We start from the raw sequence: 25186 nt of genomic DNA on the forward strand, positions 1-25186 counted from the left end.
GCTTGTGGGTATCGGCCCTGCCGCTGACAGGTAAATCTGGAGTTCTTATGTCCGAAGATATCTTTGATGCCATCATCGTGGGGGCCGGGCTGGCGGGTTCCGTCGCGGCGCTGGTGCTCGCCCGTGAAGGGGCGCAGGTGCTGGTTATTGAGCGCGGCAATTCCGCTGGCGCGAAGAATGTCACCGGCGGGCGCATCTACGCGCACAGTCTGGAGCGCATTATCCCCGGTTTTGCTGAGCATGCCCCGGTTGAACGCGTGATAACCCATGAAAAACTCGCTTTTATGACCGAAAAAGGGGCGATGGCGGTGGATTACGTCAATGGCGAGGATGCCGCGCCTTCGCAGGTCTCTTATTCCGTATTGCGCAGTAAATTTGACGCCTGGCTGATGGAACAGGCTGAAGAGGCGGGCGCGCAGCTGATAACCGGCATCCGCGTGGATAATCTTGTTCAGCGCGACGGCAAAGTGGTGGGCGTTGAGGCGGATGGCGACGTTATTGAAGCGAAAACGGTCATTCTCGCTGATGGCGTGAACTCGCTGTTGGCGGAAAAACTGGGAATGGCGAAACGTGTAGATGCCGCCCATGTCGCGGTAGGCGTAAAAGAGTTAATTGAGTTGCCTGAATCGGTCATTGTGGATCGCTTCGGATTACAGGGAAATGAAGGCGCGGCCTGTCTGTTTGCCGGTTCTCCGACCGACGGTCTGATGGGCGGCGGCTTCCTCTATACCAATAAAACGACCCTCTCTTTGGGGCTGGTTTGCGGTCTGCATCATCTGAAAGAGGCGAAAAAGTCGGTTCCACAAATGCTGGAAGATTTTAAACAGCATCCGGCGGTGGCGCCGCTGATTGCGGGCGGAAAACTGCTGGAGTACGCCGCGCACGTCGTCCCGGAAGCGGGAATGAATATGCAGCCGGAGCTGGTGGGCGACGGCGTGCTGATTGCCGGTGACGCCGCCGGTATGTGTATGAACCTCGGTTTTACGATTCGCGGTATGGACCTGGCCGTCGCGGCAGGGGAAGCGGCGGCGAAGACCGTACTTTCGGCCATGCAGAGCAACGATTTCAGCCGACAGGGGCTGGCGGAATATCGACAGCATCTCGACAACGGGCCGATGCGGGATATGCGTATGTACCAGCGCTTACCGGCGTTTCTGGACAACCCGCGTATGTTCACGCGCTACCCTGAAATGGCGGTGGGCATTGCCCGCGATCTGTTTACCGTCGATGGCAGCGCTCCCGTCCCTGTGCGTAAAAAAATCCTGCGCCACGCGAAGAAAGTGGGCTTCATCAATCTGATGAAGGATGGCATCAAAGGAGTGACCGTATTATGACTTCTCCCGTCAATGTGGACGTCAAACTGGGCGTCAATAAATTCAATGTGGATGAAGACAATCCGCACATCATCCTGAAAACCGAACCGGATAAGCAGGCGCTGGAGGTGCTGATCAAGGCGTGTCCGGCCGGGTTGTATAAAAAGCAGGACGACGGCAGCGTGCGTTTTGATTACGCCGGGTGCCTGGAGTGCGGCACCTGTCGAATTCTCGGGTTGGGGACGGCGCTGGAGAAATGGGAATACCCGCGCGGCACCTTTGGCGTGGAATTTCGCTACGGCTGAGGTTGATGCCGGATGGCGTCGCTGATGCGTCTTATCCGGCCTACAAAATACGTGATTCGTAGGCCTGATAAGCGTAGCGCCATCAGGCATCAAGTGAAAACAAAACAGGACGCGGCTATGCAGCAGCCCAGGAACTTTGACGACATTAAATTCTCCTCTATTCACCGCAGAATTATGCTGTGGGGAAGCGGCGGGCCGTTCCTGGACGGTTACGTACTGGTCATGATTGGCGTGGCGCTGGAGCAGCTCACGCCTGCGCTGAAGCTGGATGCGCAGTGGCTGGGATTGCTGGGGGCAGGCACGCTGGCCGGGCTGTTTGTCGGTACGTCGCTGTTCGGCTATATCTCAGACAAAGTGGGGCGACGTAAAATGTTCCTCATCGATATCATCGCCATTGGGGTGATATCGGTAGCGACGATGTTTGTCTCATCGCCGATGGAGTTGCTCGTCATGCGCGTGCTGATTGGGGTGGTGATTGGCGCGGATTATCCTATCGCCACCTCGATGATCACCGAGTTTTCCAACACCCGCCAGCGCGCCTTCTCGATCAGTTTTATTGCCGCGATGTGGTATGTCGGCGCCACCTGCGCCGATCTGGTCGGCTACTGGTTGTACGATGTGGCGGGCGGATGGCGCTGGATGCTGGGGAGCGCGGCAATTCCCTGCATTATGATCCTGATCGGGCGCTTCGATCTTCCCGAATCACCGCGCTGGCTGTTGCGTAAGGGGCGGGTGAAAGAGTGCGAGGAGATGATGATTAAACTGTTTGGCGAGCCGGTGGCGTTCGATGAAGAACCGCCCCAGGAGACGCGCTTCTTACAGCTGTTTAATCGCCGTCACTTCCCGTTTGTTTTGTTTGTCGCCGCCATCTGGACCTGCCAGGTCATCCCGATGTTCGCCATCTATACCTTTGGCCCGCAGATTGTCGGCCTGCTGGGGCTGGGCGTCGGGAAAAGCGCGGCGCTGGGTAATGTGGTGATCAGTTTGTTCTTTATGCTGGGCTGTATTCCGCCGATGTACTGGCTGAACAGCATAGGGCGACGGCCATTGCTGATCGGCAGCTTTGTTATGATGACGCTGGCGCTGGCTGTGCTGGGGTTGATCCCAGAAATGGGGATCTGGCTGGTGGTTGCGGCCTTTGCGGTGTACGCCTTTTTCTCCGGCGGCCCGGGGAACCTTCAGTGGCTCTACCCGAATGAGCTGTTCCCGACGGATATTCGCGCGTCTGCCGTGGGCGTCATTATGTCCCTGAGTCGAATTGGCACCATCCTTTCAACGTGGGCGCTGCCGATCTTCATCACCAGATATGGGATCAGCTACGTCATGCTGATGGGGGCGGGAATTTCACTTATCGGTCTGCTTATTTCCATCGCCTTTGCGCCGGAGACGCGTGGACTGACGCTTGCCCAGACGAGCAGTATGACGATTCGCAACAAGCCTCTGTGCTAGGGGATATCTTCAGAGTGTTCTGTATTTTCTTTTAAGGTCAGTCAGTTAGTCTATAGTTAATGGGTATACCACTGAAAATGACTGAAAAGCAGGGAGAACACCATGCAAAAACAACTTCTTATTGCGTCTCTTTTTGCCGCTGCGACGGTATTTACCGTAGCGGGCTGTTCATCAAACCAGGCCATAAAAACCACCGACGGCAAAACGATCGTCACTGATGGTAAACCACAGGTCGATGATGATACCGGACTGGTGTCCTACAAAAACGCAGAAACCGGTAAAACGGAACAGATCAACCGCGATCAGGTGAAGAACATGAGCGAACTGGATAATTAATTCAGTTTTATCCATTTAGCTGCTCAATAATATTCACTATTAGCCTGTTAAATTACTGACTACACTCTGTGGTAAAACAGAGATGTAAAATAACAGGCTACTTCATGATCCTCATTATTTATGCCCATCCGTATCCGCAGCACTCGCATGCGAATAAACGGATGCTGGAACAGGCAAGGACGCTGGATGGCGTCGAAATTCGCTCGCTCTATCAACTTTACCCTGACTTCAATATTGATGTTGCCGCCGAGCAGCAGGCGCTGGCGCGCGCGCGTCTTATCATCTGGCAGCATCCAATGCAGTGGTACAGCGTTCCCCCTTTACTCAAACTCTGGATGGACAAAGTCCTCGCGCATGGCTGGGCCTACGGGCATGGCGGCACGGCGCTCCGGGACAAAGATCTGATGTGGGCCGTGACGACTGGCGGAGGCGAAAGCCACTTCGCTATTGGCGCCTATCCGGGCTTTGATGTGCTCTCGCAGCCGTTACAGGCTACCGCGCTCTATTGTGGGCTCAACTGGCTGCCGCCTTTCGCGATGCACTGTACGTTTGTCTGTGATGACGAAACGCTCCAGGCGCAGGCGCGCCACTACAAGCAACGTTTGCTGGCGTGGCAGGAGGCAAATCATGGATAGCCATACGCTGATACAGGCGCTGATTTACCTGGGATCGGCCGCGCTGATTGTGCCGATTGCCGTCCGGCTGGGCTTAGGGTCGGTGCTGGGCTACCTTATTGCCGGGTGTATTATCGGCCCGTGGGGGCTGCGTCTGGTGACGGACGCTGAAGCTATTCTTCATTTCGCCGAAATTGGCGTGGTGCTGATGCTGTTTGTGATTGGGCTGGAGCTGGACCCGCAGCGTTTGTGGAAACTGCGTGCGTCGGTTTTTGGCGGCGGCGCGTTGCAGATGGTGGTATGCGGTGGGTTGATTGGCCTGTTCTGTATGTTCCTCGGTCTGCGCTGGCAGGTGGCGGAGCTGATCGGCATGACGCTGGCGCTCTCTTCCACGGCGATTGCGATGCAGGCGATGGATGAGCGTAACCTGACCGTCTCGCAAATGGGCCGTAGCACATTCGCCGTGCTGCTGTTTCAGGATATTGCCGCTATTCCACTGGTGGCGATGATCCCCTTGCTGGCCGCCAGCAGCGCCTCAACGACGCTGGGCGTCTTTGCGCTGTCTGCGTTAAAAGTGGCAGGGGCGCTGGCGCTGGTGGTGCTGTTAGGGCGCTATGTCACGCGCCCGGCGTTGCGTTTCGTCGCGCGTTCCGGTTTGCGTGAAGTGTTCAGCGCCGTGGCCCTGTTTCTGGTCTTTGGCTTCGGCTTGCTGCTGGAAGAAGTGGGGCTGTCGATGGCGATGGGGGCGTTTCTGGCGGGCGTGTTGCTGGCAAGCTCGGAATACCGGCATGCGCTGGAAAGCGACATAGAACCGTTTAAAGGGCTGCTGCTGGGGCTGTTCTTTATCGGCGTCGGCATGTCTATCGACTTTGGCACGCTGATCGATAATCCGTTACGCATTCTTATCCTGCTGGTCGGTTTCCTGGTCATTAAAACGGTAATGCTGTGGCTTGTCGCCAGGCCGCTACGGGTGCCGAATAAGCAACGTCTCTGGTTTGCCGTATTATTAGGACAGGGGAGTGAGTTTGCCTTTGTGGTATTCGGCGCGGCGCAAATGGCCAGTGTACTCGACCCGGAATGGGCGAAGGCGTTGACGCTCACCGTTGCGCTCTCAATGGCGGCGACGCCCATTTTTCTGGTGCTCCTGAGCCGTCTGGAAAAATCCGCAATCGGTGAAGCGCGTGAAGCGGATGAGATCGATGCGGAGCAACCGCGCGTGATCATCGCCGGATTTGGCCGTTTTGGGCAGATTACGGGGCGTTTGCTGCTGTCGAGCGGGGTAAAAATGGTGGTTCTCGACCATGACCCGGATCATATTGAAACGCTGCGCAAATTTGGCATGAAGGTCTTTTACGGTGACGCGACGCGCATGGATCTGCTGGAGTCCGCCGGTGCGGCGAAAGCGGAAGTGCTGATCAACGCGATTGACGATCCGCAAACCAGTTTACAACTGACAGAAATGGTAAAAGCCCATTTCCCCGACCTGCAAATTATTGCCCGCGCCCGCGATGTCGATCACTACATCCGTCTGCGACAGGCCGGTGTTGAGATGCCGGAGCGTGAAACGTTTGAAGGCGCGTTAAAAACAGGGCGTCAGGCGCTGGAAAAATTAGGGCTGGGACGCTACGAGGCGCGCGAGCGTGCCGATCTGTTCCGTCGTTTTAATACGCAGATGGTGGAAGAGATGGCGAAAGGGGAAAACGATCCAACGTCCCGCGCGGCTGTCTATAAACGCACCAGCGCTATGTTGAGCGAGATTATTACTGAAGACCGTGAACATTTATCGTTAATTCAACGCCACGGCTGGCAAGGCACGGATGAAGGTAAACATACGGGTGACGCAGATGATGAGCCGGAAGTGAAACCGTCAACGTAGGCCGGATAAGGCGTTTACGCCGCCATCCGGCAATTTGCCCGGTGGCGCTGCGCTTACCGGGCCTACAAACCATCGTAGGCCGGATGGCGCGTCTGATTGCCTGATGGCGGCCTGCGAGCTGACACCGCTTTAAATAAGTCGGGTTGCCAGCAGAACGGAAAATTTTCGTGCTATTCCTCTTTTCGTTAGTCGACGAAAGATTGCTCTTTCCGTATAGTGGCGACAATTTTTTGTATCCAGGAAATATTCAATGATCAGTCTGATTGCGGCGTTAGCGGTAGATCGCGTTATCGGCATGGAAAACGCCATGCCGTGGAACCTGCCTGCCGATCTCGCCTGGTTTAAACGTAACACCTTAAACAAGCCTGTGGTTATGGGGCGCCATACCTGGGAATCCATCGGGCGACCGCTGCCGGGGCGTAAAAACATCGTCATCAGCAGCCAGCCTGGCACTGACGATCGCGTGCAGTGGGTGAAATCGGTCGATGAAGCGATTGCCGCCTGCGGCGATGCGCCAGAGATTATGGTGATTGGCGGCGGACGCGTGTACGAACAGTTCTTGCCGAAAGCGCAGAAACTGTATCTGACGCATATTGATGCCGAAGTGGAAGGGGACACCCATTTCCCGGACTACGAACCGGATGACTGGGAATCGGTCTTCAGCGAGTTCCACGACGCCGATGAGCAGAATTCTCACAGCTACTGCTTCGAGATTCTGGAACGTCGTTAATCCGGCATGTTGTAATGCGGATTTGTAGGCCTGATAAGCGAAGCGCCATCAGGCAATAATGTGGCGTGAATGCCGGATAGCGGCGTAAACGCCTTATCCGGCCTACAAAATAACGCTCAGGCGTTTACCGCCTCGCCTTTGCCTGAATCAAGATGACGATTCGACGGCTGCACGAAGTAGCGCTTATCTTCCCAACGCAGGCAGGTTAAATCCCCGCCCCAGCAGCAGCCGGTATCCAGACCATAAATGCCTTCCGGCGTCCCTTTACCTTCCAGCGACGCCCAGTGACCAAAGACAATGCTGTATGCTTCGCTAACCGGCCCCGGAATGGCGAACCAGGGTTTCAGTGGCGCAGGGGCGTTTTCCGGCGACTCTTTGCTGTACATATCCAGTTGGCCGTTCGGGAAACAGTAACGCATACGGGTGAAGGCATTCGTGATAAAACGCAGCCGCGCCAGACCCGTTAGCTCCGGCGTCCAGTTGTTCGGCATATCGCCGTACATCGCGTCGAGGAAGAAGGGATAGGAGTCGCTCGACAGCACGGCTTCAACATCGCGCGCGCAGTCTTTCGCTGTCTGTAAATCCCACTGCGGCGTAATGCCCGCATGCGCCATCACCAGCTTCTTCTCTTCGTCGACCTGCAACAGCGGCTGACGGCGCAGCCAGTTGAGCAGTTCGTCGGCGTCTGGCGCTTCCAGCAGCGGAGTCAGCCTGTCTTTCGGCTTATTGCGGCTAATGCCCGCAAAGACGGCCAACAGATGTAAATCGTGATTGCCAAGCACCAGGCGCACGCAGTCGCCCAGTGATTTCACGTAGCGGAGCACTTCCAGAGAACCAGGGCCGCGAGCGACCAGATCGCCGGTAAGCCACAGGGTGTCTGATCCGGGGGTAAATTCTACCTGGTGTAACAATGCGATCAGTTCGTCGTAGCAACCGTGAACGTCGCCAATGAGGTATGTTGCCATTGCTTTAGTTTTAATGAATAAGTGTTGGAACGGCGAGTCGGAACACGGGAATATCGATAGTAAAGGCGACGCCTTTTTCATCGATCATTTCGTAGTGACCCTGCATGGTGCCCAGCGGCGTTTCAATAACGGCGCCGCTGGTGTACTGGTACTCTTCTCCGGGCGCGATGTGCGGCTGCACGCCAACCACACCTTCGCCCTGTACTTCGGTTTCGCGGCCATGACCATTGGTTATCAGCCAATAACGCCCCAACAACTGCACTGGCGCTCGCCCCAAATTGCGGATGGTTACCGTGTATGCGAATACGTAACGTTCATCATCAGGTGAAGATTGCGCTTCAATGTAGACGCTCTGAACCTGAATACACACTCGGGGCGAATTGATCATGCTTAACTCTCCTTCGAAGGCGCGTTTTCTGACAGATAGTTCGCCATCTGGCAATATTGCGCGACAGAGATATTTTCCGCTCGCAATGCCGGGTCAATGCCCAGTTCCGTCAGCACCTCGACGCTGAACAGATTGCCGAGGCTGTTGCGAATCGTTTTACGACGCTGGTTAAACGCCTCGGTGGTGATGCGGCTCAACACGCGTATGTCTTTCACCGGATACGGCATCGTCGCGTGAGGCACCAGACGCACAACGGCGGAATCGACTTTAGGCGGCGGCGTGAAGGCGGATGGTGGCACTTCCAGCACCGGGATCACCTGGCAATAATATTGCGCCATGACGCTTAATCGACCATACGCCTTACTGTTCGGCCCTGCAACCAGACGATTGACCACTTCTTTTTGCAACATAAAGTGCATGTCGGCAATGGCATCAGTATAGCTAAAGAGGTGGAACATCAACGGGGTGGAGATGTTGTAGGGCAAGTTGCCGAATACGCGCAGCGGCTGACCTATCTTCTCAGACAGCTCACCGAAGTTCATGGTCATGGCATCTTGCTGATAAATCGTCAGTTTCGGCCCCAAAAACGGGTGCGTTTGCAGGCGCGCGGCCAGATCGCGGTCAAGTTCGATCACCGTGAGCTGGTCCAGACGTTCGCCGACAGGCTCCGTCAGCGCTGCCAGACCGGGGCCGATTTCGACCATTGCCTGACCCTTTTGCGGGTTAATGGCGGAGACAATACTGTCGATCACAAACTGATCGTTGAGAAAGTTTTGCCCGAAACGTTTACGGGCTAAGTGGCCCTGATGGACTCGATTATTCATTGGGTATTAACAATCATTTTGATGGCGAGATTAAGCGCCGTAATAAAACTGCCGACATCCGCTTGCCCCCGACCCGCCAGTTCAAGCGCGGTGCCGTGGTCTACGGATGTTCGAATAAAAGGCAGGCCCAGCGTGATATTCACGCCGCGACCAAATCCCTGGTATTTTAGCACGGGGAGACCCTGATCGTGGTACATCGCCAGCACGGCATCGGCATGATCGAGATATTTAGGCTGGAAAAGCGTGTCGGCGGGCAAAGGGCCGCTTAAGCGCATCCCCTGAGCGCGCAGATCATCCAGTACCGGAACGATCGTGTCGATCTCTTCGGTTCCCATATGGCCGCCTTCACCCGCATGCGGATTTAGCCCGCACACCAGAATATGCGGATCGGCAAGGCCGAATTTCGTGCGTAAATCATGATGCAGAATGCCGATCACCTCATGCAGCAAAGCGGGCGTAATGGCGTCGGCAACCGCTCTTAACGGCAGGTGCGTTGTCGCCAGCGCGACCCGCAGCTCCTCGGTGGCCAGCATCATCACCACTTTCTTCGCCTGCGAACGCGCTTCAAAAAACTCCGTGTGTCCGGTAAACGGTACGCCAGCGTCATTGATGACGCCTTTGTGAACCGGCCCGGTGATCAGCGCCGCAAATTCCCCTTGCAGACAACCGTCGCAGGCGCGCGCCAGCGTATCCACCACATACTGCCCATTCTCAACGCTGAGTTGACCCGGGGTGACAGGAGCGCGAAGCGCTGTCGGCAACAGGGTCAGCGTGCCGGCGGATTGCGGTTTTGCAGGGTGATTTGGCGAGTAGGGAAGAAGCGAGAGGGGCAAACCGAGCAACGCGGCCCGGTCGGTTAACAGACGGGCATCTGCACAGACGACGAGTTCGACTGGCCACTCACGCTGTGCGAGCTGAACGACTAAGTCAGGACCAATCCCGGCGGGTTCGCCGGGAGTGATAACAACGCGTTGAACCGTAGTCATTAATTGCTCAGGATTTTAACGTAAGCGCTGGCGCGTTGTTCCTGCATCCAGGTCGCCGCTTCTTCCGAGAACTTACGGTTCATCAGCATACGGTAAGCTCTGTCTTTCTGCGCCGCGTCGGTTTTATCAACGTTACGCGTATCCAGCAGTTCGATCAGGTGCCAGCCAAAGGAGGAGTGCACCGGGGCGCTCATCTGGCCTTTGTTGAGGCGGGTCAGCGCGTCGCGGAAGGCAGGATCGAAAATATCCGCTGCCGCCCAGCCCAGATCGCCGCCCTGGTTGGCAGAACCTGGGTCCTGTGAAAACTCTTTCGCTGCGGCAGCAAAGGTCGTTTTGCCGCTCTTAATGTCTGCTGCGATCTCTTCCAGTTTCAGGCGCGCCTGTTGATCGGTCATGATCGGCGAGGGTTTCAGCAGAATATGGCGGGCATGAACTTCAGTGACGGAGATGCTCTGGCTCTGGCCACGCAGATCGTTCACTTTCAGAATGTGGAAGCCAACGCCGGAACGAATCGGGCCAACGATGTCGCCTTTTTTCGCCGTGCTCAGCGCTTGCGCGAAAATGCCCGGCAGCTCCTGAATACGTCCCCAGCCCATCTGGCCGCCTTTCAGCGCCTGCTGGTCGGCGGAGTAGGTGATCGCCAGTTTGCCGAAATCACTGCCGTTACGCGCTTCATCAACAATCGAACGCGCCTGGGCTTCCGCTTCGCTTACCTGATCCGACGTCGGGTTTTCCGGCAGCGGGATCAGAATGTGGCTCAGGTTCAGCTCTGTGCTGGCATCGTTCTGGTTACCGACCTGTTGGGCCAGCGCATCCACTTCCTGCGGCAGGATGGTGACGCGACGACGCACTTCGTTGTTACGCACTTCGGAGATGATCATCTCTTTGCGGATCTGGCTACGGTAGGTCGAGTAGCTCAGACCATCGTAAGCCAGACGGCTGCGCATCTGGTCCAGCGTCATGTTGTTCTGTTTAGCGATATTGGCGATAGCCTGATCCAGCTGTTCATCAGAGATTTTCACCCCCATCTTCTGACCCATCTGGAGAACGATTTGATCCATGATCAAACGTTCCAGGATCTGATGACGTAGCGTGGCATCATCAGGAAGCTGCTGACCAGCCTGACCCGCATTAAGTTTTACTGATTGCATTAAGCCATCAACGTCGCTTTCCAGCACGACGCCGTTATTGACGACGGCTGCGACTTTATCGACCACCTGCGGGGCAGCGAAACTGGTATTCGCGATCATGGCGATACCGAGAAGCAGCGTTTTCCAGTTCTTCATACTTTTTCCATTTCAATTAACCGCAATGCGGATTACGTGGTAAATCAATCAAATCACAGAGAGCTTTGATACGGCAAAATGTTCGAACGCAACATCTCTTTGGTGCCGAGACCGTAGTTGGAGCTCAGACCACGCAATTCAATGTTAAAGCCGATCACGTTGTCATAAACAGCGTGTTCTTTATCGTTATCCCAACCGTTCAGCTTACGCTCATAACCGAAGCGAATCGCATAGCAGCAGGAGTTGTACTGCACGCCGAGCATCTGGTCGGCAGGCTTATTCACATTGGTATCAAAGTAGTAAGCGCCTACGATAGACCAACGATCGGCAATCGGCCAACTGGCAACGCCCCCGACCTGGGAAATCCCGTTTTTATACTGCTCCGCAGTGGAATAAGACGGCAGCGTAGCCTGAATATATTCCGCGCTGGCATAACGGTAGTTCAACTGTAAGAGACGATTTTCATCGCGACGGTATTCGATCGTACTGCTGCTGGTCGCGACGCTGTCCAGACGCGTGTCGTACTGAATGCCGCTACGCAGTCCCCAGCGGTCGGAGATACGCCAGTAGGTGTCGCCCGCCCAAACCAGTGAGCCCGTTTTGTCGTCATTCTCCCAGGTTATGTTGTCATCGCCGGTGCGAGACTCCGTGAAATAGTAGATTTGACCCACGGAAACATTAAAACGTTCAATTGCGGCATCATCATAAATACGCGATGTGACGCCGGTCGTGACCTGGTTTGCGGAGGCGATACGGTCCAGACCGCCATATGTGCGGTCGCGGAACAGGCCGCTGTAGTCGGACTGCAATAATGAGGAGTCGTAGTTATTGATGCTGCTCTGGTTACGATAGGGAACGTACAGATACTGCGCGCGCGGCTCTAGCGTCTGGGTGTAACCAGGTGCCAACGTCGTCATATCGCGTTCAAACACCATCCTGCCATCGACTTTGAACTGCGGCATTACGCGGTTAACCGACTCATCGAGTTTATTGACGTTTCGCGAATTGTTGTTGTACGAGTCCAGATTGGTTTGCTGGTAGTGCGTCGCCAGCAGCTTCGCTTCAGTATTGATGCTGCCCCACTGATTCGATAACGGCAGATTGATGGTTGGCTCCAGGTGAACGCGAGTCGCTTCCGGCATGTTGTCTCGGGTGTTCACAAACTTCACGGCCTGGCCGTAAATACGCGTATCGAATGGACCAACGTCATTCTGGTAGAAGTTAACGTCTAACTGCGGCTCAGCGGAGTAACTGCTGGTATTCTGATCGCTGAATACCTGGAACTGTTTGGTTGACACCGTGGCATCAAAGTTCTGCACGGCATAGCCGACGCTGAATTTCTGCGTGGCGTAACCGTCGGTACTGGAACCGTACTTATTGTCAAAGTCATTGAAGTAGCTGGAGTCGCTGACCTTGGTATAGTCGACATTAAAGCGCCATACCTGATCCATCACGCCGCCATGACGCCAGTAGAACAACCAGCGACGGGAGTTGCTGTCGTTCGGATGCTCATCGTCGTAAACGCGATCGGAATTCAGATAGTCGAACTCCATTAAACCCGCGCCCGCCTGGCTGAGGTAGCGGAACTCATTCTCCCACATGACACCGCCACGACGGTGCATATAATGCGGCGTAATGGTGGCGTCCATATTGGGCGCGATGTTCCAGTAATACGGCAGGTAGAACTCAAAATAGTTCTTGGTGGTGTACTTCGCGTTTGGGATCAGGAAACCGGAGCGGCGTTTGTCACCGACCGGCAGCTGTAAATAAGGGCTGTAAAAGACGGGAACCGGACCCAGTTTAAAACGGGCGTTCCAGATTTCCGCTACCTGCTCTTCACGATCGTGAATCACTTCGCTGCCCACAACGCTCCAGGTATCGGAGCCTGGCAGACAGGAGGTAAAGCTGCCATTTTCCAGAATGGTATAGCGGTTTTCGCCACGCTGCTTCATCAGATCCGCTTTCCCGCGCCCCTGACGGCCGACCATCTGGTAGTCGCCTTCCCACACGTTTGTGTCTTTGGTGTTCAGGTTCGCCCAGCCTTTCGGCCCCTTCAGAATAACCTGATTGTCGTCATAATGGACGTTGCCGAGCGCATCGACGGTACGCACCGGTTCCGGCTGGCCTGGCGCCTCTTTTTGATGGAGTTGCACCTCGTCAGCTTGCAGGCGACTGTTACCCTGGTTGATATCGACATTACCGGTGAATACCGCGTCGTCCGGGTAGTTCCCTTTCGCGTGATCGGCGTTGATCGTCACGGGTAATTCGTTCGTCTCGCCTTTCACCAGAGGACGGTCGTAGCTTGGCACACCCAACATGCACTGCGAGGCAAGGTCGGCGGCCAGTCCCTGCTGACTATAAAGGGCGCTGGCGATCATGGTGGCCAGGAAAGTGGGAATACGTTTTTTCATACGTTGTATTTATTGTTCCATCATCAGTAGCGTTGCGCGTGACAAACGGTCAGAGACTAACGTACTCATCTTCACTACGCTAGTGTTAATCCTGTCCCTTTTCTACCCGTCGTCTTTCAGGTTGCGCTTTCGTGGACGTTATTCGCATGCCCCCGGCGACTTGCCTGGATAAGCGTCTGGCGGCTGTGCGGCGGTCTTGCTGCAACGTGAAATCCAATGGGTATGTGTCTGTGGTGTTAGGCACGGCATTGAATGACAGGTATGATAATGCAAATTATAGGCGATGTCCCACAATTGACCGCAGCCTTCATTCCAGGAAAAGCACTCTATATTGTGGGACATAGCCTCACTGTCAGCGTAAAGATTTGGGGAGTCTATGCAGTACTGGGGAAAGATTGTAGGTGTCGCAGTGGCGCTGATGATGGGAGGCGGCTTCTGGGGCGTGGTATTAGGTCTGCTGATAGGCCACATGTTCGACAAAGCCCGCAGCCGCAAAATGGCATGGTTCGCCAATCAGCGTGAACGGCAGGCACTGTTTTTCGCCACCACTTTTGAGGTCATGGGGCATTTAACCAAATCGAAAGGGCGCGTGACGGAAGCGGATATCCATATTGCCAGCCAGTTGATGGACCGGATGAACTTACACGGCGAATCACGTACCGCCGCCCAACACGCGTTTCGCGTGGGAAAATCGGATAATTACCCGTTACGTGAAAAAATGCGCCAGTTTCGCAGCGTCTGCTTTGGGCGGTTTGATCTGATACGGATGTTTCTGGAAATTCAGATTCAGGCGGCGTTTGCGGATGGAACGCTGCATCCGAACGAGCGGGAAGTGCTGTACGTTATCGCCGAGGAGCTGGGGATTTCCCGCGCTCAGTTTGATCAGTTCTTACGCATGATGCAGGGCGGGGCGCAGTTTGGCGGCGGTTATCAGCAACAGCAGTCCGGTGGCGGCTGGCAGCAGGCGCAGCGTGGCCCTACGCTGGAAGATGCCTGCAATGTGCTGGGGGTTAAGCCGACAGATGATGCGACAACCATTAAACGCGCGTACCGCAGACTGATGAGCGAGCACCACCCGGACAAACTGGTCGCAAAAGGGTTGCCGCCGGAGATGATGGAGATGGCGAAGCAAAAAGCGCAGGAAATTCAGAAAGCGTATGAAATGATTAAAGAGCAGAAAGGTTTTAAATAATGGTTTTGCCGGATGGCGACGTAAAGCGTCTTATCCGGCCTACGTTGAGAACGGTAGGCCGGGCAAGCGAAGCGCCCCCGGCAAAAATGGGTACAGAATTTAAAAATCTACCGGGGCTTTAAAGGTCATACTGTTGCCATACGCGGGATGGGTGATGGTTAGCGTTTCGGCATGCAGCAACAGACGCGGTGCCATCGCCAGCGCTTCTGGCGACGCGTAGAAGCGATCGCCGAGAATGGGGTGTCCCAACGCCAGCATATGCACACGTAGCTGATGAGAACGCCCGGTAATCGGTTTAAGCACCACCCGTGCGGTGTTATCCGCAGCGAAGTCCACCACCTCATACCCGGTTTGCGCAGGCTTACCTGTCTCATAGCACACTTTCTGTTTCGGCCTGTTCGGCCAGTCGCAGATCAGCGGTAAATCAACCAGCCCTTCGGCAGGGGCTGGATGCCCCCACACGCGCGCAACGTACTGTTTTTTCGGCTCACGCTCGCGGAACTGGCGTTTCAGTTCCCGTTCCGCCGCTTTGGTCAGCGCCACTACAATCACGCCGCTGGTCGCCATATCCAGACGATGCACCGACTCCGCCTGCGGATAATCGCGTTGAATACGCGTCATCACGCTATCTTTGTGCTCCTCAAGGCGGCCCGGCACGGACAACAAGCCGCTGGGCTTGTTGACCACCATAATGTGCTCATCCTGATACAGGATAATCAGCCAGGGCTCCTGCGGCGGATTGTAGTTTTCCATCCCCATTTTTTGCTCCGTTACTGATGCGTGACGACGATAAGACGCAAGGCATCCAGACGCCAGTTGGCCTGATCCAGGCTTTCCATTACCTGCTGACGGTTGCTGTCGATCGCCGCAAGTTCATCATCACGGATGTTCGGGTTAACGGCGCGCAGCGCTTCCAGACGCGACAGTTCGGCAGACAGTTTTTCATCCGCTTCGCTACGCGCGGCGTCGATCAGCGCCCGGGCCGATTTCTCCGCCTGCGCTTCGCCCAGTTGCAGAATCGCGTGTACGTCCTGTTGCACCGCGTTGACCAGCTTGCTGCCGGTATGACGGTTAACGGCGCTCAGCTGGCGGTTGAAGGTTTCAAACTCCACCTGCGCGGCCAGGTTATTGCCGTTTTTATCCAGCAGCATGCGCACCGGCGTCGGCGGCAGGAAACGGTTAAGCTGTAAATGTTTCGGCGCCTGCGCTTCAACGACATACACCAGTTCCACCAGCAGCGTTCCCACCGGCAACGCTTTGTTTTTCAACAGTGAAATCGTGCTGCTGCCGGTATCGCCAGACAGAATCAGATCCAGGCCGTTGCGAATCAGCGGATGTTCCCAGGTAACAAACTGCGCATCTTCACGCGACAGCGCCACATCACGCTCGAACGTAATGGTGCAGCCATCTTCCGGCAGGCCAGGGAAGTCCGGCACCAGCATATGATCGGAAGGCGTCAGCACAATCAGGTTTTCACCACGGTCATCCTGGTTAATCCCGACGATATCAAACAGGTTCATGGCGAAGGCGATCAGGCTGGTGTCGTCATCCTGTTCTTCAATGCTCTCTGCCAGTGCCTGCGCTTTCTCGCCGCCGTTAGAGTGGATCTCCAGCAGACGGTCGCGCCCTTGCTCCAGCTGCGCCTTCAGCGCTTCGTGCTGCTCGCGGCAGGTTTTGATCAGCGCGTCAAAACCGTCGGTGTTTTCAGGCGTCGCCAGGTAAGCGATCAGATCGTGATACACCGTATCGTAGATGGCGCGACCGGTTGGGCAGGTGTGCTCAAAGGCATCCAGCCCTTCGTGATACCAGCGAACCAGCACGGACTGCGCGGTTTTTTCCAGATACGGAACGTGGATCTGAATATCGTGCGCCTGACCGATACGGTCCAGACGGCCAATACGCTGCTCCAGCAAATCCGGGTTAAACGGCAGGTCAAACATCACCAGGTTGCTGGCGAACTGGAAGTTACGGCCTTCAGAACCGATTTCCGAGCACAGCAGAACCTGCGCGCCGCTGTCTTCTTCGCTAAACCACGCGGCGGCGCGGTCACGTTCAATAATGGACATGCCTTCATGGAATACGGCGGCGCGGATGCCTTCGCGCTCGCGCAGCACCTGCTCCAGTTGCAGCGCGGTGGCGGCTTTCACGCAGATCACCAGCACTTTCTGCGAGCGGTGGCTGGTCAGATGCCCCATCAGCCACTCCACGCGCGGGTCGAAGTTCCACCAGGTGCCGCTATCCCCTTCGAATTCCTGATAAATCTGCTCCGGGTAGAGCATATCGCGCGCTCTGTCCTCCGCGCTTTTACGCGCGCCCATAATGCCGGAGACTTTAATCGCCGTCTGATATTGCGTTGGCAGCGGCAGCTTGATGGTGTGCAGCTCGCGTTTCGGGAAGCCTTTGACGCCGTTACGGGTGTTGCGGAACAGTACGCGGCTGGTGCCGTGTCTGTCCATCAGCATGGAGACCAGTTCCTGGCGGGCATTCTGCGCGCCATCGCGGTCGCTGTTCGCCGTTTGCAGCAGCGGTTCGATGTCCTGCTCGCCAATCAGGTCGCCGAGCATGTTCAGCTCTTCGTTGCTCAGCTTGTTGCCTGCCAGCAGCATGGCGACGGCGTCGGCGACCGGGCGATAATTTTTTTGCTCTTCGACAAATTGTTCGAAGTCGTGGAAACGGCTCGGGTCGAGCAGACGCAGACGGGCGAAGTGGCTTTCCATGCCCAGCTGTTCCGGCGTTGCGGTCAGCAGCAGGACGCCAGGCACGCGTTCCGCCAGTTGTTCAATCGCCATATATTCGCGGCTTGGCGCGTCTTCGCTCCACACCAGGTGGTGAGCTTCATCGACGACTAGCAGGTCCCATTGTGCGTCGCACAGATGTTCCAGACGCTGTTTGTTGCGACGCGCGAAGTCCAGCGAGCAGATAACCAGTTGCTCGGTTTCAAACGGGTTGTAGGCATCGTGCTGGGCTTCGGTGTAACGCTCGTCGTCGAACAGCGCGAAGCGCAGGTTGAAGCGGCGCAGCATTTCAACCAGCCACTGATGTTGCAGGGTTTCCGGGACGATGATCAGCACGCGTTCCGCCGCGCCAGACAGCAGCTGTTGGTGCAGGATCATCCCGGCTTCGATGGTTTTTCCTAAGCCCACTTCATCCGCCAGCAGGACGCGCGGCGCGTGGCGGCGACCGACATCATGGGCAATGTTGAGCTGGTGGGGAATCAGGCTGGTGCGCTGACCGCGCAGGCCGCTCCACGGCATGCGGTACTGCTCGCTCTGAAATTTACGTGCGCGGTAGCGCAGGGCGAATCGGTCCATCCGGTCGATTTGCCCGGCGAACAGGCGATCCTGCGGTTTACTGAAAACCAGCTTGCTGTCGAGCAAGACTTCACGCAGCGTGACGGCGGTTTCTTCGGTATCAAGGCGGGTGCCAGTATAGGCAAGCAGGCCGTTTTCTTCTTTTACTTCATCGATTTGTAGCTGCCAGCCTTCATGGCTTGTAATCGTATCACCAGGGTTAAACATCACGCGGGTCACGGGGGAGTCACTGCGCGCATACAGACGGTTTTCACCTGTCGCCGGGAAAAGTAAGGTGACAGTTCGCGCATCCATCGCGACGACGGTTCCAAGTCCCAGTTCGCTTTCTGTATCGCTGATCCAGCGTTGACCAAGTGTAAAAGGCATATATGTTCGGCTCTATATCTTTAATTGCAGGCAATAATCACCCGCTACCAAAATAGAATGGCAGCAGTGTTAATTGGGTCCAGGAATGGAAAGGGCGCTATGGTAATGGATGGCGGCGCATTCGTCACGCGTCAAAATAACCCCAGTTGTCCTGTGAGTAGTGTAGCAAAATTATCATCGATGAAGGGAAGTATTCCCTCTGCGACTGGCTGTAGCTGGCGGGTTAAATAGTGCTCGTAATCCAGCGGTGAATGCCGGTAATCCAGCGGCTCAGGGCCGTTAGTCGTCCACACGTATTTGATCGTGCCTCGGTTCTGATACTGCGCCGGGCGCCCCAGTTTGATGTTTTGTTCATCGGCGAGCCGGGCGGCGCGAACGTGCGGCGGAACGTTACGCTGATATTCGCTCAACGGGCGGCGCAGTCGCTTGCGGTAAACCAACTGTTCATCCAGCTTGCCCGTCATCAGGTTATCGATGGTTTCCCGGACATACTCCTGATAGGGTTCCTGGCGGAAGATACGCAGGTAAAGCTCCTGCTGGAATCGTTGCGCCAGCGGCGTCCAGTCGGTGCGCACGGTCTCCAACCCTTTAAATACCATTCGCTGCTTCTCGCCTTCCTGAATCAGCCCGGCATAGCGCTTTTTGCTGCCGGTGTCCGCCCCGCGAATGGTCGGCATCAGAAAACGGCGGAAGTGGGTTTCAAACTCTAATTCCAGCGCGCTGGTCAGTTTTTGCTGTTGCAGGGATTGCGTCCACCAGTCATTCACATGACGCACCAGCTCGCGGCCAATCCTTGCCGCCTCGTCTTCAGAATGCGCGCCTTTCAGCCAGACGAAAGTGGAATCCGTATCGCCGTAGATCACGTCATAACCCTGCGCCTCGATCAGCGCTTTGGTCTGACGCATGATCGCGTGGCCGCGCATGGTGATCGACGAGGCCAGTCGGGGATCGAAAAAGCGGCAGGCCGTCGTCCCGAGCACGCCGTAAAACGCATTCATGATGATCTTCAGCGCCTGGGACAGCGGTTTATTGCCGTGGCGTTTGGCCTCATCGCGCCCGTGCCAGATCTGCGTGACGATCTCCGGGAGACAGTGCGTTTCTCGCGAGAACCAGGCGTCAAGAAAGCCTTCGGTGCTGTGTGTCGGGTCCGGTTGCGCCATCCCTTCCACCAGCCCAACCGGGTCGATCAGGAACGTGCGAATGATCGACGGGTACAGGCTCTTATAATCCAGCACCAGTACGGAGTCATACAGGCCAGGGCGCGAGTCCATCACGTAACCGCCAGGACTGGCATGCGGCGGGACTTCACCGAGATTCGGCGCAACGTAACCGGCGCGATGCATACGGGGAAAATAGAGATGACCGAAGGCGGCGACAGAACCGCCGTGGCGGTCAGCGGGCAGACCGTTAACGGTGGCGCGCTCCAGTAAAAACGGCATGATCTCCGTCTTATGAAAAATCTGCGTCACCAGCTCGCAGTCCTTGAGGTTATACGTGGCGAGCGCGGGCTTATCTTCGGCGAAACGGCGGTCAATTTCGTCCATTCTGTCCCAGGGATTATCGATCGATTTCCCTTCGCCAAGCAGCTCCTGGGCCACGGTTTCCAGTGAAAATGATGAGAAATTCCAGAACGCGGATTTGAGCGCCTCAATGCCGTCAATGATCAACCGCCCTTTGGCCTGGGCGAAAAACACGCCGTTCTTGAAACCGTGCTCGCGCCATTCCAGCTCGGTGTTGTCGCGCCCCAGACGTAAAGGGATACGATAGCGCTCGGCATGTTTTTGCAGGATGCGTAAATCAAACTGCACCACGTTCCAGCCGATGATCACATCGGGATCGTGCCGGGCAAACCAGTCGTTGAGTTTTTCCAGCAGCAGCGGGCGGCTCGCCGCATACTCAAGCTGGAAATCCAGCGCCGAGGCATCGCCATTCGCCGGGCCGAGCATAAAAACGACGCGTTGTCCGCAGCCTTGCAGGCCAATGCAGTACAGCTCGCCGTGTCGGGTGGTTTCAATATCCAGCGATACCCATTTCAGCGGGGGGCGGTAGTCTGGGTGCGGTTTCAGGCGGGCATTGACGATCGCGCCGTCTTTTGTGTCGCCCTCCAGCCAAACGGGAGCGGTGATAAACCGCTCCATCAGGTAACGTTCCGGCGGGCGCACATCGGCTTCATAGACCGTTATGCCCTGTTCTTTCAGCTGTTTTTCCAGACGCATCAGCTGTCGGTGCGAGCGGCAGTACAACCCCGAGATGGGCTGGCGATGAAAATCCTGCAAATTGAGCGGCGTCAGGCGATAGCCGTTTTCTGTGCTCAGCAGCGAGGTGACGCGGGCGGCCTGATACGTAGGGATAAACGCGACCGACTCCTGCGGCGCGAGCGTGACCTGCAAAGGACCGGTGTCCGTTGCCAGCCAGAATGAGACCTCTGTTCCTTGCGGGGTATCCCGCCAGTGCCGGGTTAAAATAAAACCTGCCTGCGCCACGCTGCGTACTCATTAAAAAACCAGGCATGATTATAGCCTGGTTCGGAACGTTTTGCTGTGGTTTTATACAGGTATGGTTGCGCCGTCGGGCTATCCGTTACTGCCCGTAATAGGCCTTCGCCCCGTGTTTGCGCAGGTAGTGCTTATCCAGCAACGTTTGCTGCATATCCGGCAACTGTGGCGCAAGCTGGCGGCAGAAGATGCCCATACAGGCGACCTCCTCCAGCACAATGGCGTTATGCACCGCGTCTTCGGCGTTTTTGCCCCAGGTGAACGGACCGTGTGAATGCACCAGCACGCCGGGCATCTGCGCGGCATCGATACCCTGTTTTTCAAAGGTTTCGACGATGACGTTGCCCGTTTCCCATTCATATTCGCCGTTGATCTCCGCATCGGTCATTTTGCGCGTGCAGGGGATCGTGCCGTAAAAATAGTCCGCATGGGTCGTCCCCGTCGCCGGAATGGATTGCCCGGCCTGCGCCCAGATGGTCGCGTGGCGCGAATGGGTGTGGACGATGCCGCCAATCGACGGGAAAGACTGATACAACAGACGGTGGGTCGGCGTATCGGAGGAGGGCTTTTTCGTTCCTTCCACCACTTCACCCGTGGCAATGCTGACCACCACCATATCCTCTGCGCTCATCACGCTGTAGTCGACGCCGGAAGGTTTAATGATGAAGACGCCGCGCTCGCGATCGATGGCGCTGACGTTCCCCCAGGTGAGAGTCACCAGATTGTGTTTTGGCAGCGCCAGATTGGCTTCCAGCACCTGACGTTTGAGATCTTCTAACATAGCTGTCTCCACGCCGGATGGCGCTGCGCTTATCCGGCCTACAAGGTTGGTGCGACCTGTAGGCCGGATAAGGCATTTACGCCGCCATCCGGCAACTGTTAACGTTTGAAACCGTAATAAACTTCGTTCCAGCGCAGCGCGTCTTTAAAGGCGGGCAGGCGGGTATCGTTATCGATGACGGTGATTTCAATATCGTGCATCTCTGCGAACTGGCGCATATCGTTCAGATCCAGCGCATGGCTGAAGACGGTGTGATGCGCGCCACCGGCGAGAATCCACGCTTCGGATGCGGTGGTCAGATCCGGCTGGGCTTTCCACAGCGCGTTGGCGACCGGCAGCTTCGGCAGGTCATGCGGCGTTTTTACGGTGTCGATGCAGTTGACCAGCAGACGATAGCGATCGCCGAGGTCGATCAGGCTGGCGACGATCGCCGGGCCGGTTTGGGTGTTGAAGATCAGACGTGCGGGCGCGTCTTTACCCCCGATGCCGAGGTGCTGCACGTCGAGGATCGGTTTTTCTTCCACCGCGATAGACGGGCATACTTCCAGCATGTGCGAGCCGAGCACCAGATCGTTGCCCTTCTCAAAGTGGTAGGTGTAATCCTCCATAAATGAGGTGCCGCCCGGCAAACCGCCAGACATCACTTTCATGATGCGAAGCAGCGCGGCGGTTTTCCAGTCGCCTTCGCCAGCGAAACCGTAGCCCTGTTGCATCAGGCGCTGTACGGCCAGTCCTGGAAGCTGCTTCAGGCCGTGCAAATCTTCAAACGTCGTGGTGAACGCGTGGAAGCCGCCCTGTTCCAGAAAGCGCTTCATGCCCAGTTCAATACGCGCGGCTTCCAGCACGTTCTGCCGCTTGTCGCCGTGAATTTGCGTCGCGGGCGTCAGGGTATAGCGGCTTTCGTATTCATCCACCAGCGCGTTAATGTCGCCGTCGCTAACCGCATTCACGACCTGTACCAGGTCGCCCACCGCCCAGGTATTCACCGAGAAGCCGAACTTGATCTGCGCCGCCACTTTATCGCCGTCGGTCACGGCCACTTCACGCATGTTGTCGCCAAAGCGGCACACTTTCAGGTGGCGGGTGTCCTGTCTGGAGACCGCCTGGCGCATCCATGAGCCGATACGCGCGTGCGCGTGTTTGTCCTGCCAGTGACCGGTCACTACCGCGTGCTGCTGACGCATACGCGCGCCGATAAAACCAAACTCGCGTCCGCCGTGCGCGGTCTGATTCAGGTTCATAAAGTCCATGTCGATGCTGTCCCACGGCAGGGCGGCATTGAACTGGGTGTGGAACTGCAACAGCGGCTTGTTGAGAATACTCAGCCCGTTAATCCACATTTTCGCGGGCGAGAAGGTGTGCAGCCAGACCACCAGGCCCGCACAGCGATCGTCATAATTGGCATCACGACAAATCGCGGTGATCTCGTCAGGCGACGTCCCCAGCGGCTTCAGCACCAGTTTGCAGGGCAGTTTCGCTTCGGTATTCAGCGCCTTTACCACATGTTCGGCATGCTGAGTAACCTGGCGCAGCGTTTCAGAGCCATACAAATGCTGGCTGCCAATCACAAACCACACTTCATAGTTGTCAAAAATCGTCATTGTCGTGTCCTTAATGGGTCAGGGTTGCCTGGCTGACCGGGGTTTTTGGCGCCGGGGCGGCAGTCGGAAGATAGTGTTGTTCAGCGCTGACCGCCCACTGCCGGTAGCGCTGATAAAGCTGTTCGAAGCGTTGAGCCTGTTCCGGGCGCGGTTGCAGGGTGTTCTCTACGGCGCTGGCCATTTTTTGTTGTGCGGCAGGGATATCGACATGCGCTTTTGCGGCGACGGCGGCAAAAATGGCGGCGCCTAACGCGCAGCACTGGTCTGAGGCGACAATCTGTAGCGGGCGGTTGAGCACGTCGCAGCAGGCCTGCATGATCACCTGATTCTTACGGGCTATGCCGCCCAGCGCCATCACGTTGTTGACGGCAATGCCCTGTTCGGTAAAGCATTCCTGAATGGCGCGTGCGCCGAAGGCGGTGGCGGCGATCAGCCCGCCAAACAGCGCTGGCGCATCGGTGGCGAGATTCAGATCGCTAATCACCCCTTTCAGACGCTGGTTAGCGTTCGGCGTGCGGCGACCGTTAAACCAGTCGAGTACCACGGGCAGATGATCCAGCGATGGATTCTTCGCCCACGCCTCGGTCAGCGCCGGGAGTAGCTGCTTTTGGCTGATGGCGATTTGGTCTTTCAGTTCAGGATGCTGCGCCGCAAGCTGCTCCAGCGGCCAGCCGAGAATGCGGCCAAACCAGGCATAGATATCGCCGAACGCCGATTGTCCCGCTTCCAGGCCAATAAAATCAGGCACGACGCTGCCGTCTACCTGGCCGCAAATGCCTTTCACCGCACGGTCGCCGACGCTCTGCTTGTCGGCAATCAGAATGTCGCAGGTCGATGTGCCGATCACTTTCACCAGCGCATTCGGCTGCGCGCCCGCGCCAACCGCGCCCATATGGCAGTCAAACGCGCCGCCAGAGATGACCACGCTTTCCGGCAGGCCGAGGCGTTGCGCCCACTCCGCGCACAGCGTGCCAACCGGCAGATCGGCAGTGAAGGTATCGGTAAACAGCGGCCAGGCGAGGTGGCGGTTGATGATGGGATCGAGGTCATCGAAGAAACTGGCGGGCGGCAAACCGCCCCAGCTCTCATGCCACAGCGATTTATGTCCGGCGCTACAGCGACCACGGCGAATATCCTGCGGGCGCGTGGTGCCGGAGAGCAGGGCTGGCACCCAGTCGCACAGCTCAATCCAGGAGGCGGCGGCCTGCGCGACGGCGCTGTCCTGACGCGTAACGTGCAGAATTTTCGCCCAAAACCATTCGCTGGAGTAAATACCGCCGATGTAGCGGGAATAATCGGTTTTGCCCGGCGTATGGCACAGGCGGGTGATGGCTTCCGCTTCTTCGACCGAGGTGTGATCTTTCCACAGGACGAACATCGCATTCGGGTTTTCGGCGAACTCAGGACGCAGCGCCAGTACGTGGCCGTCGGCATCAATGGGGGCGGGGGTGGAGCCGGTGCTGTCGACGCCGATGCCGACCACCTCGCCACGCTGTGACGCGCTCAGGGTCGCGAGAACGTTTTTCAACGCAGCTTCCATTGACTCTATGTAGTCGCGTGGATGATGGCGGAACTGGTTGTTCGGGGCGTCGCAATAGCGCCCTTCCTGCCAGCGGGGATACCACTCTACGCAGGTGGCGATCTCTTCCCCGGTGGCGCAATCCACCGCCAGAGCACGAACTGAATCACTGCCAAAATCGAGGCCAATTGCAATCGCCATCGTCTTACTCCATCGAAAAAAACAGGTATGGAGAAACAGTAGATAGCGGGGATAAAAACCGTCAGGCAGGATCCGCTAATCTTATGGATTAAAATGCTATGGCATTGCAAAGTGTGACGCCGTGCAAATATTCAATGTGGACATTTCTGTCGTAGTTATAGACACTTTTGTTACCCGTTTTTATCGCCTTCGCAATCGGCCTTTGTTACAAATCTCTTTTCGCAAGCGGGGTTGATG

Annotated in this window: 20 protein-coding genes; 8 read left to right on the top strand and 12 right to left on the bottom strand. The window is 56.5% G+C overall.

The window, feature by feature from the left end; genetic code table 11:
- The first annotated feature begins 47 nt into the window (after positions 1-47).
- From OGX93_RS13440 to folA, 7 genes are all read left to right on the top strand, one after another.
- Positions 48-1334: an FAD-dependent oxidoreductase gene (locus OGX93_RS13440; RefSeq protein WP_012134125.1), complete on the top strand. Its 1287-nt coding sequence runs from the start codon at positions 48-50 to the stop codon at positions 1332-1334.
- Complete coding sequence (fixX, locus tag OGX93_RS13445) at positions 1331-1618, top strand: ferredoxin-like protein FixX (protein WP_012134124.1); 288 nt, start codon at positions 1331-1333, stop codon at positions 1616-1618. Before OGX93_RS13440 ends, fixX begins: the two co-directional genes overlap by 4 nt.
- A gap of 117 nt (positions 1619-1735) precedes the next feature.
- Positions 1736-3067, top strand: coding sequence for an MFS transporter (locus tag OGX93_RS13450; RefSeq protein ID WP_024130715.1), 1332 nt, complete (start codon positions 1736-1738; stop codon positions 3065-3067).
- A 102-nt stretch (positions 3068-3169) separates the two neighbouring features.
- Complete coding sequence (locus OGX93_RS13455) at positions 3170-3403, top strand: YgdI/YgdR family lipoprotein (RefSeq protein WP_012134122.1); 234 nt, start codon at positions 3170-3172, stop codon at positions 3401-3403.
- A 104-nt stretch (positions 3404-3507) separates the two neighbouring features.
- Positions 3508-4038 (top strand): glutathione-regulated potassium-efflux system oxidoreductase KefF, encoded by a 531-nt coding sequence (kefF, locus tag OGX93_RS13460; RefSeq protein WP_012134121.1) that lies wholly within the window; start codon positions 3508-3510, stop codon positions 4036-4038.
- Positions 4031-5893, top strand: coding sequence for a glutathione-regulated potassium-efflux system protein KefC (gene kefC / locus OGX93_RS13465; protein ID WP_200031206.1), 1863 nt, complete (start codon positions 4031-4033; stop codon positions 5891-5893). The genes kefF and kefC overlap by 8 nt, the downstream gene beginning before the upstream one ends.
- 250 nt (positions 5894-6143) lie before the next feature.
- Positions 6144-6623 carry a type 3 dihydrofolate reductase gene (gene folA / locus OGX93_RS13470; protein ID WP_012134119.1) on the top strand — a complete coding sequence of 160 codons (480 nt, stop codon included), beginning with the start codon at positions 6144-6146 and terminating at the stop codon, positions 6621-6623.
- A gap of 116 nt (positions 6624-6739) precedes the next feature.
- On the opposite strand, the gene apaH is transcribed toward folA, so the two are convergent.
- Genes apaH through lptD form a run of 6 tightly spaced genes read right to left on the bottom strand, consistent with a single transcriptional unit; the run spans position 6740 to position 13483 of the window.
- Complete coding sequence (gene apaH, locus OGX93_RS13475; RefSeq protein ID WP_012134118.1) at positions 6740-7588, bottom strand: bis(5'-nucleosyl)-tetraphosphatase (symmetrical) ApaH; 849 nt, start codon at positions 7586-7588, stop codon at positions 6740-6742.
- A 10-nt stretch (positions 7589-7598) separates the two neighbouring features.
- Entirely contained in the window at positions 7599-7976 is a 378-nt protein-coding gene (gene apaG, locus OGX93_RS13480) for a Co2+/Mg2+ efflux facilitator ApaG/CorD (RefSeq protein ID WP_012134116.1), read from the bottom strand.
- 2 nt (positions 7977-7978) lie between these two features.
- Positions 7979-8800 carry a 16S rRNA (adenine(1518)-N(6)/adenine(1519)-N(6))-dimethyltransferase RsmA gene (gene rsmA, locus OGX93_RS13485; RefSeq protein ID WP_049011436.1) on the bottom strand — a complete coding sequence of 274 codons (822 nt, stop codon included), beginning with the start codon at positions 8798-8800 and terminating at the stop codon, positions 7979-7981.
- Positions 8797-9786, bottom strand: coding sequence for a 4-hydroxythreonine-4-phosphate dehydrogenase PdxA (gene pdxA, locus OGX93_RS13490; RefSeq protein ID WP_071257545.1), 990 nt, complete (start codon positions 9784-9786; stop codon positions 8797-8799). The genes rsmA and pdxA overlap by 4 nt, the downstream gene beginning before the upstream one ends.
- The gene (gene surA, locus OGX93_RS13495) at positions 9786-11072 is read right to left on the bottom strand and encodes a peptidylprolyl isomerase SurA (protein ID WP_047458976.1); all 1287 of its coding nucleotides are present in this window, start codon (positions 11070-11072) and stop codon (positions 9786-9788) included. The genes pdxA and surA overlap by 1 nt, the downstream gene beginning before the upstream one ends.
- Positions 11073-11125: 53 nt before the next feature.
- Positions 11126-13483, bottom strand: coding sequence for an LPS assembly protein LptD (gene lptD, locus OGX93_RS13500; RefSeq protein WP_049011438.1), 2358 nt, complete (start codon positions 13481-13483; stop codon positions 11126-11128).
- A 376-nt stretch (positions 13484-13859) separates the two neighbouring features.
- Between lptD and djlA the strand changes: the two genes are divergently transcribed.
- On the top strand, positions 13860-14675 hold the full coding sequence (djlA, locus tag OGX93_RS13505; protein ID WP_012134111.1) for a co-chaperone DjlA: 816 nt from the start codon (positions 13860-13862) through the stop codon (positions 14673-14675).
- A gap of 99 nt (positions 14676-14774) precedes the next feature.
- On the opposite strand, the gene rluA is transcribed toward djlA, so the two are convergent.
- From rluA to araB, 6 genes are all read right to left on the bottom strand, one after another.
- On the bottom strand, positions 14775-15434 hold the full coding sequence (gene rluA, locus OGX93_RS13510) for a bifunctional tRNA pseudouridine(32) synthase/23S rRNA pseudouridine(746) synthase RluA (protein WP_012134110.1): 660 nt from the start codon (positions 15432-15434) through the stop codon (positions 14775-14777).
- Positions 15435-15445: 11 nt separating this feature from the next.
- On the bottom strand, positions 15446-18352 hold the full coding sequence (rapA, locus tag OGX93_RS13515; RefSeq protein WP_286449871.1) for an RNA polymerase-associated protein RapA: 2907 nt from the start codon (positions 18350-18352) through the stop codon (positions 15446-15448).
- 131 nt (positions 18353-18483) lie between these two features.
- Positions 18484-20835: a DNA polymerase II gene (gene polB, locus OGX93_RS13520; RefSeq protein WP_286449870.1), complete on the bottom strand. Its 2352-nt coding sequence runs from the start codon at positions 20833-20835 to the stop codon at positions 18484-18486.
- Positions 20836-20932: 97 nt separating this feature from the next.
- Positions 20933-21628, bottom strand: a complete 696-nt coding sequence (gene araD, locus OGX93_RS13525) for an L-ribulose-5-phosphate 4-epimerase (RefSeq protein WP_049008529.1) — start codon at positions 21626-21628, stop codon at positions 20933-20935.
- Between the two features lie 98 nt (positions 21629-21726).
- Positions 21727-23229 carry an L-arabinose isomerase gene (araA, locus tag OGX93_RS13530; protein ID WP_060815966.1) on the bottom strand — a complete coding sequence of 501 codons (1503 nt, stop codon included), beginning with the start codon at positions 23227-23229 and terminating at the stop codon, positions 21727-21729.
- 10 nt (positions 23230-23239) lie between these two features.
- Positions 23240-24949, bottom strand: a complete 1710-nt coding sequence (gene araB / locus OGX93_RS13535; RefSeq protein WP_049008525.1) for a ribulokinase — start codon at positions 24947-24949, stop codon at positions 23240-23242.
- Positions 24950-25186 lie beyond the last annotated feature (237 nt).

The organism is Citrobacter sp. CK195, from assembly GCF_030333365.1.
GTDB classification, from domain to species: Bacteria; Pseudomonadota; Gammaproteobacteria; order Enterobacterales; family Enterobacteriaceae; genus Citrobacter_B; species Citrobacter_B koseri.